At 65.6% G+C, this 14,186-nt stretch carries 14 protein-coding genes; 10 read left to right on the forward strand and 4 right to left on the reverse strand.

Features of this window, described 5'->3' with window-relative positions; genetic code table 11:
- Positions 1 to 20: 20 nt before the first annotated feature.
- The 6 genes from BN2476_RS14575 to BN2476_RS14600 all read left to right on the forward strand — a co-directional run bounded on the left by BN2476_RS14575 (position 21) and on the right by BN2476_RS14600 (position 5,472).
- Positions 21 to 1,286, forward strand: a complete 1,266-nt coding sequence (locus BN2476_RS14575; RefSeq protein WP_087734903.1) for an ATP-grasp domain-containing protein — start codon at positions 21 to 23, stop codon at positions 1,284 to 1,286.
- Positions 1,261 to 2,361, forward strand: a complete 1,101-nt coding sequence (gene mch, locus BN2476_RS14580; RefSeq protein ID WP_087734885.1) for a methenyltetrahydromethanopterin cyclohydrolase — start codon at positions 1,261 to 1,263, stop codon at positions 2,359 to 2,361. Before BN2476_RS14575 ends, mch begins: the two co-directional genes overlap by 26 nt.
- Positions 2,358 to 3,380, forward strand: coding sequence for an ATP-grasp domain-containing protein (locus tag BN2476_RS14585; protein ID WP_087734886.1), 1,023 nt, complete (start codon positions 2,358 to 2,360; stop codon positions 3,378 to 3,380). Before mch ends, BN2476_RS14585 begins: the two co-directional genes overlap by 4 nt.
- A complete protein-coding gene (locus BN2476_RS14590; RefSeq protein ID WP_087734887.1) occupies positions 3,367 to 4,260 on the forward strand; it encodes a triphosphoribosyl-dephospho-CoA synthase in 894 nt (297 codons plus the stop codon). Before BN2476_RS14585 ends, BN2476_RS14590 begins: the two co-directional genes overlap by 14 nt.
- 156 nt (positions 4,261 to 4,416) lie before the next feature.
- Positions 4,417 to 4,926, forward strand: a complete 510-nt coding sequence (fae, locus tag BN2476_RS14595; protein WP_087734888.1) for a formaldehyde-activating enzyme — start codon at positions 4,417 to 4,419, stop codon at positions 4,924 to 4,926.
- A 132-nt stretch (positions 4,927 to 5,058) separates the two neighbouring features.
- On the forward strand, positions 5,059 to 5,472 hold the full coding sequence (locus tag BN2476_RS14600) for a hypothetical protein (protein WP_087734889.1): 414 nt from the start codon (positions 5,059 to 5,061) through the stop codon (positions 5,470 to 5,472).
- Between the two features lie 117 nt (positions 5,473 to 5,589).
- Here the strand turns inward: BN2476_RS14600 and BN2476_RS14605 are convergent, their stop codons facing one another.
- Entirely contained in the window at positions 5,590 to 6,075 is a 486-nt protein-coding gene (locus tag BN2476_RS14605; RefSeq protein ID WP_087734890.1) for a dihydroneopterin aldolase, read from the reverse strand.
- A gap of 359 nt (positions 6,076 to 6,434) precedes the next feature.
- Here BN2476_RS14605 and BN2476_RS14610 point away from each other — a divergent pair, with 359 nt between their 5' ends.
- Genes BN2476_RS14610 through BN2476_RS14620 form a run of 3 tightly spaced genes read left to right on the forward strand, consistent with a single transcriptional unit; the run spans position 6,435 to position 10,534 of the window.
- A complete protein-coding gene (locus BN2476_RS14610; RefSeq protein ID WP_087734891.1) occupies positions 6,435 to 8,546 on the forward strand; it encodes a sigma-54-dependent Fis family transcriptional regulator in 2,112 nt (703 codons plus the stop codon).
- Between the two features lie 18 nt (positions 8,547 to 8,564).
- A complete protein-coding gene (locus BN2476_RS14615) occupies positions 8,565 to 9,164 on the forward strand; it encodes a flavoprotein (RefSeq protein ID WP_087734892.1) in 600 nt (199 codons plus the stop codon).
- Positions 9,143 to 10,534 carry a DUF6513 domain-containing protein gene (locus tag BN2476_RS14620; protein ID WP_087734893.1) on the forward strand — a complete coding sequence of 464 codons (1,392 nt, stop codon included), beginning with the start codon at positions 9,143 to 9,145 and terminating at the stop codon, positions 10,532 to 10,534. The genes BN2476_RS14615 and BN2476_RS14620 overlap by 22 nt, the downstream gene beginning before the upstream one ends.
- Positions 10,535 to 10,663: 129 nt before the next feature.
- Here BN2476_RS14620 and BN2476_RS14625 read toward each other — a convergent pair whose 3' ends face one another.
- The 3 genes from BN2476_RS14625 to BN2476_RS49920 all read right to left on the reverse strand — a co-directional run bounded on the left by BN2476_RS14625 (position 10,664) and on the right by BN2476_RS49920 (position 13,331).
- A complete protein-coding gene (locus BN2476_RS14625) occupies positions 10,664 to 11,536 on the reverse strand; it encodes a phosphoribulokinase (RefSeq protein ID WP_087734894.1) in 873 nt (290 codons plus the stop codon).
- 236 nt (positions 11,537 to 11,772) lie between these two features.
- Positions 11,773 to 12,897, reverse strand: a complete 1,125-nt coding sequence (locus tag BN2476_RS14630) for a class 1 fructose-bisphosphatase (protein WP_087734895.1) — start codon at positions 12,895 to 12,897, stop codon at positions 11,773 to 11,775.
- Complete coding sequence (locus tag BN2476_RS49920; protein WP_087734896.1) at positions 12,873 to 13,331, reverse strand: hypothetical protein; 459 nt, start codon at positions 13,329 to 13,331, stop codon at positions 12,873 to 12,875. The genes BN2476_RS14630 and BN2476_RS49920 overlap by 25 nt, the downstream gene beginning before the upstream one ends.
- A 598-nt stretch (positions 13,332 to 13,929) precedes the next feature.
- On the opposite strand from BN2476_RS49920, the gene pqqA reads away from it, so the two are divergent.
- Positions 13,930 to 14,004 (forward strand): pyrroloquinoline quinone precursor peptide PqqA, encoded by a 75-nt coding sequence (pqqA, locus tag BN2476_RS14640; RefSeq protein WP_082426903.1) that lies wholly within the window; start codon positions 13,930 to 13,932, stop codon positions 14,002 to 14,004.
- Positions 14,005 to 14,186: the final 182 nt, after the last annotated feature.

Genomic DNA, 14,186 nt, shown 5'->3' on the forward strand with positions numbered 1-14,186 from the left:
GGGAGGATGGGATGTCCACGATGTATGCGACGGCCGGCCACTTCGCCGAGCCGCGCGCGCGGCCCAGCGGGGACGCGCCGTTCGTCGCCGTGGCGGGGCTGTCGGGCCGCATGCTGGCGCAGTCGGCGGCGCATGCGGGTTATCAGGTGGTTGCGCTCGATCTGTTCGGAGACCGCGACACGCGCCTTTATTCGAAGCTGTGGATCGATATCGGCGGACAGGGCTTGTCGATCGATCGCGGCAAGTTGCGGGCCGCGCTCGAGCGCGTCGCGCGCTTGCCGCGCCTGCTCGGCTTCGTGACGGGCAGCGGGCTCGAGCCGCATATCGACTTCGTGCAACACGCGGCGCAACTGCCCCGGATGATCGGCAACGATCCCGACGCGACAGCCGCCGTGCGCGAGCCGTGCCGCTTCTTCGCGCTGCTCGACGAGCTGGGCATCGCGCATCCCGACGTGGCGTTCGAGCGGCCCAAGCATCCCGAAGGCTGGCTGCACAAGCTGGCCGACGGCTGCGGCGGCACGCATATCCGCGCTGCGGCAAACGCAAATGCAAACGCGGACACAGATGCAAACGCAGACGCCCGTTCCTCCGGCTACTTCCAGCGGCAGAGCGCGGGGGCTTCGATGTCGGCGCTCTTTCTCGCCGCGCGGCGCGAAGCGTCGATCATCGGCTATGCGGAGCAGCTTTGCGTTCCGAGCGGCGCGTTGCCCTATGTGCACGCGGGTTCGCTCGGGCCGGTCGATCTGCCCGCGCGCGTGACGGAACAGATCGGCTTCGCCGTGCGCTCGATTGCGTCGCGCGCGAATCTGCGCGGACTCCACAGCATCGATTTCCTGCTCGACGGCGATAGCGTCAGCGTGCTCGAAGTCAACGCGCGGCCTTCGTCGACGATGGCGCTGTACGAACGCTCATCGCGCATCGCGTGGCCGCGCGGTCTGCTTGCCGCGCATATCGACGCGTGCCTGCACGATCGCCTGCCCGACTCCCGGATGAATGCGCCGATGAATGCGCCTTCATGCCGCGTCGCGCAACAGGTCGTGTTCGCGCCCGCAGCGTTCACGGCCACGCGCCGCTTCAGCGACACCTTGTACGTCGATCCCGTCTGTCACGACATCCCGAACGCGGGCACGCGGATCGAAGCGGGGCAGCCGGTATGCACCGTGCTCGTCACAGGCGATTCGCGCGCCGCGCTGCAACGCGAGCTGCAACGCCATACGCAGCGTCTCCTGCAACACATCGAAACCTGCCTCGAGCCTGCCCATGAACCTGTCGACTCACATGGCTGAACCCCACGGCAATACGGGCAACGCACCGCCCATCGCCCACGATGCGCCCAGCGTCAACGCTTGCGCCGCACAGCTCGTCGCGCAGCTTCTCGCCGACGCGGCGCGGCTGCGCATCGCGTCGTCGCGTCATGCGTTCGGGCCGACCATCGTCGACGCGGGCGTAGCGACGCCTGGCTGCACCGAAGCGGGCGTGCTGATCGCGCGCATCTGCATGGGCGGTCTCGGCCGCGTCGAGACGCGCGTGAGCACCGAGCTCGAGCCGCTCTGGCCCGCGACGATCGAAGTGCACACGTCGTCGCCCGTGCTCGCGTGCCTCGGCAGCCAGTACGCGGGCTGGAGCCTGTCAGCGACCAAAGAGCAGAACAACGGCAAGAAGTTCTTCTCGCTCGGCTCCGGTCCGGCGCGCGCGCTCGCGGGCAAGGAGACGCTCTTCGACGAGCTCGGCTATCGCGATCGCCACGACGCGGGCGTGCTCGTGATGGAGGTCGGCCAGCCTCCGCCGCAAGCGGTGCTGGAGAAGATCGTCAACGATTGCGGCCTCGCGCCCGACAGGCTGACCGTGATCGTCACGCCGACACACTCTGTCGCAGGCACGGTGCAGATCGTCGCGCGCGTCGTCGAAGTCGCGCTGCACAAGACGCATGTGCTCGGCGTGCCGCTCGCTGAGATCGTCGAAGCGAGCGGCACGGCGCCGCTGCCGCCGCCCGCGCCCGACGGCCTCGCCGCGATGGGCCGCACGAACGACGCGATCCTGTATGGCGGACGCGTGCATCTGACGGTGACGCGCGACGCCGTCGCGCGGCGGCTCGCGGCCGAGTTGCCGTCGTCGAATTCGCGCGACTACGGACGGCCGTTCGCCGACATCTTCGCGTCGTTCAACCACGACTTCTATCAGATCGACCCGTCGCTGTTCGCGCCCGCCGAAGTGTGGGCGAGCAGCCTCGAAAGCGGCACCACGTATCGCGGCGGGCGGCTCGACGGCGCTTTGCTGCAAGCGCTCTGGCAAGGCGACGCGTTCGCTTGCGCCGACGATCCATCCTCTGATGAAAACGCTGCCGGGCCGGAGACGCCATGAGCGATCTGCCATCGGCGAACAGTCTGCGCGTCGCGATCATGACGGACGAAACCGGCTGGCACACGGGCCGCCTCAAGAAGGCCTTTCGCGCACGCGGCGTGGAGGCGCGCTGCGTCGATCTCGCCACGTGCCGGATCGACACGACATGGTCGCCGTATGGCCTCGCGATTCCGGGCTTCGCGCGCGAGTTGCCCGACGCCGTCTTCGTGCGCGGCATCGCGGGCGGCACGTTCGAGCAGGTGACACTGCGACTCGGCATCCTGCATGCGCTGCGCGAATGCGGCATCCCCGTCTATAACGACGCGCGCGCGATCGAGCGCAGCGTCGACAAATCGATGACGAGCTTTCTGCTGCATCGCGCGGGCGTGCCGACGCCCGCCGCCTGGGCGACGGAATCGGCGGCGTTCGCACAACGCGTGCTGATGCGCGAGACGGCTGCGCACCGCCAGGTCGTGCTCAAGCCGCTGTTCGGCTCGCAGGGCAAGGGGCTGCGGCGGCTCGGCGCGAGCGCGGCGCGCGACGGCACGCTAAAGCCGCTGCCGCCGCTGCGGAGCTATCAGCAGGTCGCGTATCTGCAGCGGTTTGTCGGCGCGGCCGGAGCGAGTCGCGCCGTTGGCCCAAGCCGCACGGGCTTCGACTGGCGTGTGCTCGTGATCGGCGGGCGCGCGGTTGCCGCGATGCGGCGCGTCGGCGGTCGCGGCTGGATACACAACGTCGCGCGCGGCGCGCACTGCGAACCCAGCGCACTCGATCCGACGCATGCGGCCATCGCCGAGCGCGCGACGGCGGCGCTCGGCCTCGACTACGCAGGCGTCGATCTGATCCCCGATCCGTCCATGCCCGACGAAGCCGGCGTGCCGCTCGTGCTCGAAGTAAACGGCGTCGCCGCATGGCGCGGGCTGCAATCGGTGACGCCCATCGATATCGCGGCGGCGCTCGTCGACGATCTGCTGGACCGCAAGCTCGCGGGCAGCCGCGCGGCGGCGCCCGCTGCATTGCCGCTCCATGCAGGCCGCTGACGATCATCCGCTCGCGCGCGCGCCCGACGCGTTTCTGCGCGCGTGCCGTCTCGACGTCGAAACGGCGAAGCCGGGCAACGTCAGCATCGCCAGCGCGGGGCATGGGATGCAAGCCGCGCAGTTCATCGACAGCGCACAAGCTGCCGCGCCCGCGCTCTTCGCGCGAGGCGCGAGCGTCGGCGCGCGCATTCTCGATGCGGTGACGCGCACGCAGCAGGTTGCCGGCTGCAACACGAACCTCGGCATCGTGCTGCTGATCGCGCCGCTTGCTGCCGCGCTGGAAGCCGCCCGCATCTCGAAGCATGTCGCGTTGCAGGCATCGGAATGGCACAGCTGTGTCGAACGCGTACTCGCGGCGCTGACGTTGGACGACGCGCGCGCCGCCTATCGCGCGATCGCGCTCGCCAATCCGGGCGGGCTCGGCGACGCGCCCGAACAATCGGTGCACGCGCCGCCGACCGTCGATCTGCGCGCGGCGATGGCGCTCGCCGCCGGGCGCGACAGCATCGCGCGTCAATACGCGAACGGCTTCGCGGATGTGTTCGGCACGGGCCTCGATGCAATCTCGAAGTCGCGTCGCGCGACGCCTGCCGCGCTCACGCTCGATGTCTTTCTCACGTTCCTCGGCACATGGCCCGACTCGCACATAGTGCGCAAGCATGGCGCGGCAGTGGCGCAAAGTGTCACGCGCGAGGCACGGCAGCGTCACGCCCGATGGCGCGCGACGGACGACGCGCAGAGCGTCGCGCAACTCGATGCATGGGATGCCGAACTGAAGGCGCAAGGCGTCAATCCTGGCACGAGCGCCGATCTGACTGTCGCGACGCTCTTCATCGCCGCGCTGCTCGATCCGCCGCGCTTCGCGAGCGGGCACTTCTAGCCCGAAACGGGCGGTCGCAAAACGCAAGCAACCGCCGATTGGCATGTTTCCTGTTAGTCGAGAACGCGGTGCGTCCCCCTCATACAGCTCGCGGCGGGCGCCACGCGTCGCGAGTTCGTCCCACGTAGACAGATCCCAATTCACTGGAGGAACAGCATGGCCAAGATCAACCGCGTCATGGTAGGCGAGTCGCTTATCGGCGAAGGCAACGAAGTGGCCCACATCGATTTGCTGATCGGGCCGAGAGGCTCTGCCGCCGAGTCTGCTTTCTGCCACGCGCTCACCAACAACAAGGACGGCTTCACTTCGCTGCTCGCCGTCGTCGCGCCCAACCTGATGACGAAGCCCAATACCGTGTTGTTCAACAAGGTAACGATCAAGGGCGCCAAGCAGGCGGTGCAGATGTTCGGCCCGGCGCAGCATGCCGTGGCGCTCGCCGTCGCGGATTGCGTCGAGGACGGCACGATCCCGAAGGACGAAGCCGATGACCTGTTCATCTGCGTCGGCGTCTTCATCCACTGGGAAGCCGACGACGACAAGAAGATCCAGGAGTTCAACTACAAGGCGACGCGCGAAGCGCTCCAGCGCGCAGTGGCAGGCGAACCGAACGCCGCCGAAGTCGTATCGAAGAAGTCGAGCGTCGCGCACCCATTCGCGCCGAACTAGGGCGCCGATGCGCACACGGGCAGTGACAGGCGTGTCGCGTGCGCGAGGCGCGGCAGGACGGAAACGTTCTGCCGCGCTTCGCGTCGCGCGCTAATATCGATGTATGCAGAACACTCAAGCAGAGGCTTTGATATGACCTCATGTTGTCGCGCGGGCATCGCGGTCGCGGCGCTCGCGTGTGTTTCGCTCATCGCGCCACTCGCGTCGGCGGCCGGTCCCTCGGGCAGCGGCGCGCCCGCCAAAGGCTACGACTACCCGACGCAAGGCCGCGTCGAATACGTGCTCGGCTGCATGGACGACAACGGCCACGATTTCGCCAACGTCTACAAGTGCTCGTGCGCGATCGACAAGATCGCGGCCGCGCTCCCCTATGACGAATACGTCGAGCAGATGACGTTCTCGAAGTACGCGTCGCTCGGCGGCGAAGGCGGCAACGAGTTTCGCGTCGACCGTGCGCGCGCGCAGACCAAGAAGTATCGCGCGTTGCAGGAAGAGGCCTATCAGGCATGCGGGCTCGCGAAGCCCTCGCCTTCCGCGTCGAAGTGATGCCTGCGCGGTGATACCCGCGCAGTGGCGCGCATGCGCGCATCAAGACGGGCGAAGTGCCGTCGTGCAGTCGACAGCCCGCCGCCGACACCGGCGGGCATAGCGCGTGCATGCATGCTACGCGTGGCCGTCGCCGCGCCGCCGTTCGATGATCACGCCGACGGCGGCGACGTCGTCGAACTTCGCGGGCTTGCACAACTTCACACGCACCCAGTGCGCGCCGAATCTCGCGATCAGCAGTTGCGCGATCCGCTCGGCCAGCGCCTCCAGCAACTGGACTTTGTGCGTTGCAAGAAGCGTGTGCAGCTCCGCGCGCACGGCGGCGTAATTGATCGTATCGCCGATCTGATCCGTCTCGCACGCGCGCAGCGACGGCACGCCGATCGACAGATCCAGCTGTATGGGCTGCGGCTCGTGCAGTTCGTCCGTGTCGATACCGATCACCGTCTGCGCGACGAATCCCTCGATATACACGATGTCGAGCGCGGCGCGCGGCGCGGTGGCCTGTTCCGTCCGCTCAGCGGGTGCGGGCATTGGACGCGCGCTCGACGGCAGCACGACAGTGAAATGGAGGGGACTGCTGGCTGGATTGAAACGGTCCATGTGTGTGCTCCACCGTGGGCGCATTGTCGTTGACGAAGCCGCGCGCAGCGCCGCGGCGCGTTGCCCGGGTTTGATCGGCCTGTGATGCAGGAAAACCCGACCGGCCATGCGAAGCAAAAAGCACGCGCACTGGCCCATACTGGTACGACTATTTATTGATGTATCGCGACACGGGTTGTACAGTGGTTGCTGAGTGCTCTTGAACGCATTCAACCGACATATCAGACGGTTCATCCACGCGCGCGACAGACGCGCGGCACATCGGAAGTAAGCGGGGAAAACACTTACATACAGCGCCGGCCGTCGCGCCTCGACATGTCGAAGCGTGCATCGAGCCGGACGCATCGGAGACGCCCCTGATGTCATCGCTCGTTGACATAAATTCGCACGTCCGGGATGTATTGAACATCGTCAACAACAAGCCCGCCACGTGTTCGATGAGCCCGTCGGTGGCGCAGTCGTGGACGCGCTGCCTCGTCGAGTTCGGCCTCGATCCCGGACGTTTCGTGATGCCGCCCGTGCTCACGCAGCACGAACTGACCATGGCCCGCGAAGCAGCAGGCGATCTGATCGCCTGCTCGAAGCTGGAAATGACCACGCTCTATCAGCAGCTCGCCGACCCGGAGCTGGCCGTGATCCTCGTCGATGCGAACGGCGTGATCGTCCATCAGGTTTCGTCGGTGCCGTTCGGCGAGACGGTCGCCGCCGACGGACTGCGCGCGGGCGCCGTCTGGAGCGAGCGCGAGGCGGGCACGAACGGCATGGGCACGTGCCTCACGGAACGCGAATGTCTTGCCGTCTACCAGCACGAGCATTTCTATCCGCGCTATACGTCGCTCACCTGCTCGGCTGCGCCCATCTTCGACGAGCGCGGCTCGATAGTCGGCGTGCTCGACGTAACGAGCCGCTCGAAGATGCTGCAACAGCATTCGCTGGTGCTCGTCGGCATGTCGCGGCAGATGATCGAGAACCGGCTGATCGATTCACGCTACCGGCGCGCGAACACGGTGCACTTCCATAGCCGTCCCGAGTTCGTCGGCACGCTGCACGCGGGCAAGCTCGCCGTCGACGACGAAGGCGTCGTGCTCGCGGCCAATCGAAGCGCGCTGTTCCAGCTCGATCTGCGCTCGCCCGACCAGTTGTGCGGCAAGCGCATCGAAGAAGCGTTCAGCGCGACGCTCGAAGACATGATCGCGCGCAGCATTCGCGGCTCGTTCCATCCGATCACTGTGTACAGCGCGCACGCGAACAACCGCTTCTTCCTGATCGCGCAGACGCCGCGTGACGCAACCACGCTTGCGGGCGCGAATCACGCAACGTCGAGCATCGCGCGCGGGCCATGGAGCGACGTGTCGATCAACCGCAGTGCGCGCACGAAGAGCACGCGCGACGCACGCGATGCGAAACCCGCCGCAGCGGGACTCGACAAGCTGTCGCATCTGGAATTCGGCGATCCGCGCATGGCCGCGCAGAGCCAGTTGGCCGCGCGCGTGATTCAGCGGAAGATTCCCATCATCCTCAGAGGGCAGACGGGCACGGGCAAGGAAGTGTTCGCGAATGCGCTGCATAGCATCAGCCCGAACGCGGCGGGCAGCTTCGTCGCGGTGAATTGCGCATCGCTGCCGGAAACGCTGATCGAGAGCGAGCTGTTCGGCTATCGCGCGGGCGCGTTCACGGGCGCGCAGCGCGAAGGACGGCGCGGCAAGATCGTGCAGGCGAACAACGGCACGCTGTTCCTCGACGAGATCGGCGACATGCCGATGGCCTTGCAGGCGCGGTTGCTGCGCGTGCTGGAAGAGCACGAGGTGACGCCGCTCGGCGCGGAAACGACGATCAAGGTCGACTTCCAGCTGATCAGCGCGAGCCACCGCAATCTGCTCGATCTGGTGCAGCGCGGGCTCTTCCGCGAAGATCTGTACTACCGTCTGAACGGCATCGAAATCAATCTGCCGCCGCTGTGCGAGCGCGCCGACCTGCTGCCGCTGATTCACCATCTGCTGGAAAGCGAAGCCGACGATCCGCCCGAGCTCAGCGCCGAAGCGCGCCACGTGCTGCTCAATTACGCGTGGCCGGGCAACATCCGGCAGTTGCGGCACGTGCTGCAAATGGCGATCGCGCTGTGCGACGGGCCCGAAATCCGATGCTCGCATCTGCCGGCTGAAATCGTCGGCGAGGGCAACGGCAGCAACGCCGCGCATCCGCGCGCGGCGGCTCCCGCGCTCGCCGGACCAGGACGTACACCAGCGCCGCCGTTCGACGACGACATCGATCTGTCGGCGCTCAACGCGATTCAGATCAAGGAGCGCGAAACGGTGCTCGCGATGCTCGACGAACATCGCTGGAACGTGAGCAACGTCGCGAAGACGCTCGGCATCAGCCGCAACACGTTGTACCGGAAGATGCACAGACTGCACATCCGGCTTTCGCACGACGGCTCGCCTGCTCCGACGGATGTTGCGCCCGGCGCATGAGTGACATGTGAATCACGCATGAATGCACCGTCGCCCGCCCGCCGCCCCGGCGAATTCCGCCCCGACGCGCGCTTTGCGTGGTGCATCACGGGCTCGGGCCATATGCTCGAAGAGTCGATCGACATGGCGCTCGCGTTGCCGGGCGTCGATCTGTTTCTGTCGGCTGCCGGTGAAGAAGTGCTGCCGCTCTATGGCTGGCCCGTGCCGAAACTGCGCGAGCACTTTCGCGTGATGCGCGACAACAGTGCGAGCAGCGTGCCCGTCGGCATGCTGTACGAAGGCTTCTATCACACCGTCGTGATCGCGCCCGCGACCAGCAACACGGTCGCCAAGTGCGCGCTCGGCATCTCCGACACGCTGCCGACCAATCTCTACGCGCAAGCGGGCAAGCAGTGCGTGCCCGGCATCGTTTTCGCATGCGACACCGAGCCGAGCGTGATCACGCAAAGCCCTCACGAGTGGGTCGAAGTGCGCCCGCGCGCGCTCGAACTGGAGAACGTCGAACGGCTTGCGCGCATCGAGCACACGACGGTCGCGCGCTCGCTCGACGAATTGCGCGCGGCATTGAGCGAACGGCTATCGAATCTCGGGCTCGCATGGAACACATCGTCTTCCTGACTGGCAGGCTCGCCGAAAAAAGCGTCGTGCAGGTGCTGGAAGGCATGGCGAACGCGCCGTTCACATGGGAAGTGCGCGAGATCGGCTTGCAGGTCGCCGCGCTGATGACGGCCGACATGATCCGCCGGCGAGTCGCGCTGCCGCTGCGCGCCGATCGCATGATCGTGCCGGGGCGCTGCCGTGGCGACCTCAATGCGTTGAGCGAGCACTTCGGCGTGCCCGTCGAACGCGGACCGGAAGAAGCGAAGGACTTGCCGCAGCACTTCGGGCAGGCCGCGCGCAAGTTCGACCTGTCGCGCTACTCGACGGAAATCTTCGCGGAGATCGTCGATGCGCCGCGGCTCGATCTCGACGGCATCGCGGCGCGCGCGAAGCTGTATGCGGAGCAAGGCGCGGACGTGATCGACGTGGGCTGTCTGCCCGACACGCCGTTTCCGCATCTCGAAGACGCCGTGCGCATGCTGAAGGCAGGCGGCTATCGCGTGAGCGTCGATTCGATGGTCTCCGACGAGCTGTTGCGCGGCGGCCGCGCGGGCGCCGACTACCTGATGAGCCTGAACGCCGACACGCTATGGATCGCCGACGAAGTGAGCGCGACGCCGATCGTCGTCGGACGCGAGCCGCGCGACACGGCGTCGCTGCATCAGGCCATCGACGCGATGCTCAAACGCGGCCGGCCGTTCCTCGCCGATCCCATCCTCGATCCGATTCCGTTTGGTTTCGCCGCGTCGATTGCGCGATATGTCGCGCTGCGCGAGCGGTATCCGGATATCGCGATCATGCTCGGCGTCGGCAATCTCACCGAACTGACCGAGGCCGACACGAGCGGGATCAATGCGGTGCTGCTGGGTATTGCGGCCGAGTTGAACGTGTCCGCCGTGCTGACGACTTCCGTCAGCCTGCATGCGCGGCGCGCGGTGCGCGAGGCCGATGTCGCGCGGCGCGTGATGCATGCCGCGCACGACGCACAGGTGCTGCCCAAAGGCATCGACCCGGCGCTTTCCGCGCTGCATGCGAAGCGGCCTTTTCCGTACGATACGGATGAAATCGCGGAATTCGCCGCGCAGGTGCGCGATCCGAATTTCCGCGTGCAGGTGACGACGGACGGCATTCATGTGTACAACCGCGAGATGCATCTCGTCGATGGCGATCCGTTCGCGCTGTATCCGCATCTGAAGCTCGAACACGACGGCGGCCATGCGTTCTATATGGGCGTGCAGACGGCGCGCGCTGAAATCGCGTGGGAGCTGGGCAAGCGTTTCGATCAGGATCAGCCGCTGGATTGGGGATGCCAGGTGGACCGGCCGGAAGAGAATCTCGAAGTGTGGTGCGGGCCGGGGACGACGAGGAAAAAGGGCACTTCTTCGTAGCCTCGTGCCTCCTTGTGTCTAAGTGTGCAAGAAAAAAAGCTGACGGCCCCGCGCGGGGTACGGTCTACAGGCCGTCAGCCAACCACACACCGAGACGCACGACAACACGCCCCCGCCAGCGTCACATACTCAAGCCCTCGCCTGCCGGTCGCGCAACTGCAGGATCATCGGCGTGAAGATGAGCTGCATCGCCAGCCCCATCTTGCCGCCGGGTACGACGATCACATTTGGCCGCGACATGAACGAGTCGTGCAGCATCGTCAGCAGATACGGAAAGTCGATGCCCTTCGGCTTCGAAAACCGGATCACGACGAAGCTCTCGTCGGGCTGCGGAATCTCCCGCGCGGTGAACGGATTCGACGTATCGACGGTCGGCACGCGCTGGAAATTGACATGCGTGCGCGAGAACTGCGGACAGATATAGTTCACGTAATCCGGCATGCGCCGCAGGATCGTATCGACGACGGCCTCATGCGAATAGCCGCGCAGCGTCTGGTCGCGATGCAGCTTCTGGATCCACTCCAGGTTGATGATCGGCACGACGCCGACGAGCAGATCCGCATGCTGTGCGATGTCGACCTTGCTGGTCACGGCCGCACCATGGAGCCCTTCGTAAAACATCATGTCCGTGTCCGGCGGAATGTCCTGCCACGGCGTGAACGTTCCCGGGTCCTGCTTGTAGACGATGGCGTCCGCATCGTCGTGCACGTACCGGCGGAACTGGCCGGTGCCCGACGCGCCATAGCTCGAGAACAGCTGTTCCAGTTCTTCGAGCAGATTCGCATCGGGGCCGAAATGACTGAAGTTTCGGACGCCGTCCTGCTCGCTCCGCCGCAGCGCTTCGCGCATGTCGAGACGGTCATACCGATGGAACGCATCCCCTTCGATGATCTGCGCATTGATCTTCTCCCTGCGAAAAATGTGCGCGAAACTTTTCATGACGGTGGTCGTGCCCGCGCCGCTCGACCCCGTCACCGCGACGATCGGATGTCTGACTGACATACGTTGTCTCCTGTCGGCTGGAGTTGGCGCTTTAGCGCTTACTCCAGCCCCATGCAGAACTGTCGACGGGAGTTGGCGCTTTAGCTGTCGGCTGGAGTTAGTGCTTCAGCACTTACTCCAGCCCCATGCAGAGCACTTACTCCCGTCCCATGCAGAGCTGTTGGCTGGAGTTAGCGCTTCAGCACATACTCCAGCCCCATGCAGAGCACTTACTGCCTTCCCATGTAGGCAACGCGTCAGACAGACACCTCCGGAAGGAACAACGAGCGCTCACGAAAAAGCGGCGACGTAAAAGGCGCGTCGATGCCCAGATCGTGCTCGCGGTGATAGCGGCCGATGCGAGCCACTTCGTTCGCCGAGCCGAGTATCAGCGGCATGCGCTCGTGGAACGCGCGGGGCGCGGCATGGAGCACGCGCTCGCGTCCTGTCGTCGCCATGCCGCCCGCCTGCTCGACGAGAAAGCCGAGCGGGCTCGCGTCGTAGACGGCGGAGAGCCGCCCGCGCATCGCGGAGCGCGTCCGGTAATCGCGCGGCATCAGGAAGAGGCCGCCGCGCATCAGGATGCGATGCACTTCGGGCACCACCGCATCGCTCCAGCGCAAGCTGAAATCGCGCTCGCGGCAGCCCGCGCGGCCTTCCCTGCACTCGTGCACGTAGCGTCGCACGGGCGGCTCCCAGAAACGCTCGTTGGACGCGTCGACGGCAATCTCGCCCGTGTCCTCCGGAATGCGGATCGACGGATGCGTGAGCACGAACTCTTCTGTCTCGCCATCGAGCGTGAAGCCGTGCGTGCCCTCGCCGAGCGTGAAGATAAGCATCGTCGCCGGGCCGTAGATCGTGTAACCCGCTGCCGCCTGCTCGCGGCCGGGTAGAAGGCACGGCGCGCCGTCAGCTTCGCCGTGGCGTTCAACGCCGGATTTGCCGTCTGGTTGGCCATATGACCCGGCATTCGCGTCGCCAACAGAGTCGCCGTTCGCCGCGTCGCTGCCTTGCGACTGCACACGCGTCACCGAAAAGATCGAGCCCGCGGAGCCGTTGACGTCCGCGCTCCATGTGCAATTCAGCGGATCGAATGCGAGCTGGTATTCGGGCCTGCTCGCGTCGTTCGCGCTGCCGTTGCGCGAAGCCGTTTCGCCCGGCTTGCGCCGACGCGCGGAGTACGCGAGCGCCGCGCCGCCCGCGACGGAATCGGCGTGCGCGCTGTCGCCGAGCGTGCCGCGCGCGAGCGCAGCCGCGATCGTCTTCACCGATGCGGCGACTTCATGCAGCACCGCCTGCAACGCGGTGGGCGGCCGCGTCGACATCAGATGCCCGGCGTCGCCGCTCAGGAACCTCGTCAGCGTAATGTTTGCGTGACGCATGATGCTCTCCTGCAAAGTGGGTAACTCGGGTTCGGTGGCGTGGCTTGCCTCGTCACCGATAGATTCGGAGAACACGCTGCTCGCGCGGATATCGGCGGCGTCAGCAGCGTCAGCGTGTCGGGATCGGCGCGCGCGCCGACGCTCAGCACATCAGCGAACAGGCGATTGGCCTCGCGCCGGCGCGCACGGTCATCGCGCGCGCGTCCGATGAGCCGCTGTCCGACAATTTCGCGGATGCGCGTTCTGACGGGCGCGAGACCGGCCAGACCGCGGTCGAGTTCGTCTGGCACGCCAGCGATACCCGATTTGCGCAAGAGCGCGAGCAGATCGATTTGCGGCTGCGCGCCAGGCGCTTGCGCTTTCGTCTGCGCTTCCGGTGCCGCCTTGGGCTCCGCTTTGGATGCCGCTTTGGCGTCTTTAACGACGACGTTCATGACGATGTCTCCCTGTCGACCACAGAGGGCGTGTCGACGGGAGTCGGCGCGTCGACCAGAGTTCGGCGCCTTAGCGCCTCACTCGTGTCCGAGGCTTACTTCCGTCCCATGCCTTACTCGAGTCCCATGCAAGATGGTTGCCGTGCGGCGTTTTTTGTTGGCGCGTCATGGAGGCAATCGGACGCTGGCGCGCCACGGCGTGCGCCGTCGTCAGCGAATAGCGCTACGCGCGCCTTATGGGAAATGCTCGCGGGCATCGACGTCCGCGAGCCTTGCAGGTCAATGTAGGCGGCACGCGGAATGAAGTGAATTCACGATTTTTTTCGACAGGCTTAAGCGATCCGTTAAGACGCGTGCACATCACGCAAAATGCGTCCACAATGAGCGATCGGCTCGTGGAACACTTTGCTGCGGTTCCGCCACAGTAAGGCGCGTAAGCTGGTTCGGGGCGCGTCGCAGAGTACCATTTCCGGCAGGTTGGGTGTCTGGTACGACAGTTGCATCAGCAACATGGGCCGACGCGATCGGGTGTCCTGTACGTCACAGAGGGCGTCGGTCGCAATGGGACCGCCGTTTTCACTCATAAAGGAGGACGACTATGCAATGGACTACCCCTGGCTACACCGATATGCGTTTCGGCTTTGAAGTCACGATGTATATCGCTACTAGATAGCCGGACGGGGCCGGCTCGGTTTTCGGGCTGGCCCTTTTGTTTTTTTGATGTCTGCGACGCTGTTTGCTTTTTCCAATGTCTGCGACGCTGTTTTCTTTTGCCCTTGTCGCGGGCATCCGCGGTTTGTGTCTACGACGGCTTTTGTTTTGGTCTTTATGGCTTGCTGCCGGCATCCGCGATGC

This window comes from Paraburkholderia piptadeniae (genome assembly GCF_900007165.1).
GTDB classification, from domain to species: domain Bacteria; phylum Pseudomonadota; class Gammaproteobacteria; order Burkholderiales; family Burkholderiaceae; genus Paraburkholderia; species Paraburkholderia piptadeniae.

Bases quoted from the DNA above. Each gene is read 5' to 3' on its own strand.
- BN2476_RS14575 (WP_087734903.1), top strand. From the start codon at position 21: ATGTATGCGACGGCCGGCCACTTCGCCGAGCCGCGCGCGCGGCCCAGC.
- mch (WP_087734885.1), top strand. From the start codon at position 1,261: ATGAACCTGTCGACTCACATGGCTGAACCCCACGGCAATACGGGCAAC.
- BN2476_RS14585 (WP_087734886.1), top strand. From the start codon at position 2,358: ATGAGCGATCTGCCATCGGCGAACAGTCTGCGCGTCGCGATCATGACG.
- BN2476_RS14590 (WP_087734887.1), top strand. From the start codon at position 3,367: ATGCAGGCCGCTGACGATCATCCGCTCGCGCGCGCGCCCGACGCGTTT.
- fae (WP_087734888.1), top strand. From the start codon at position 4,417: ATGGCCAAGATCAACCGCGTCATGGTAGGCGAGTCGCTTATCGGCGAA.
- BN2476_RS14600 (WP_087734889.1), top strand. From the start codon at position 5,059: ATGACCTCATGTTGTCGCGCGGGCATCGCGGTCGCGGCGCTCGCGTGT.
- BN2476_RS14605 (WP_087734890.1), bottom strand. From the start codon at position 6,075: ATGGACCGTTTCAATCCAGCCAGCAGTCCCCTCCATTTCACTGTCGTG.
- BN2476_RS14610 (WP_087734891.1), top strand. From the start codon at position 6,435: ATGTCATCGCTCGTTGACATAAATTCGCACGTCCGGGATGTATTGAAC.
- BN2476_RS14615 (WP_087734892.1), top strand. From the start codon at position 8,565: ATGAATGCACCGTCGCCCGCCCGCCGCCCCGGCGAATTCCGCCCCGAC.
- BN2476_RS14620 (WP_087734893.1), top strand. From the start codon at position 9,143: ATGGAACACATCGTCTTCCTGACTGGCAGGCTCGCCGAAAAAAGCGTC.
- BN2476_RS14625 (WP_087734894.1), bottom strand. From the start codon at position 11,536: ATGTCAGTCAGACATCCGATCGTCGCGGTGACGGGGTCGAGCGGCGCG.
- BN2476_RS14630 (WP_087734895.1), bottom strand. From the start codon at position 12,897: ATGCGTCACGCAAACATTACGCTGACGAGGTTCCTGAGCGGCGACGCC.
- BN2476_RS49920 (WP_087734896.1), bottom strand. From the start codon at position 13,331: ATGAACGTCGTCGTTAAAGACGCCAAAGCGGCATCCAAAGCGGAGCCC.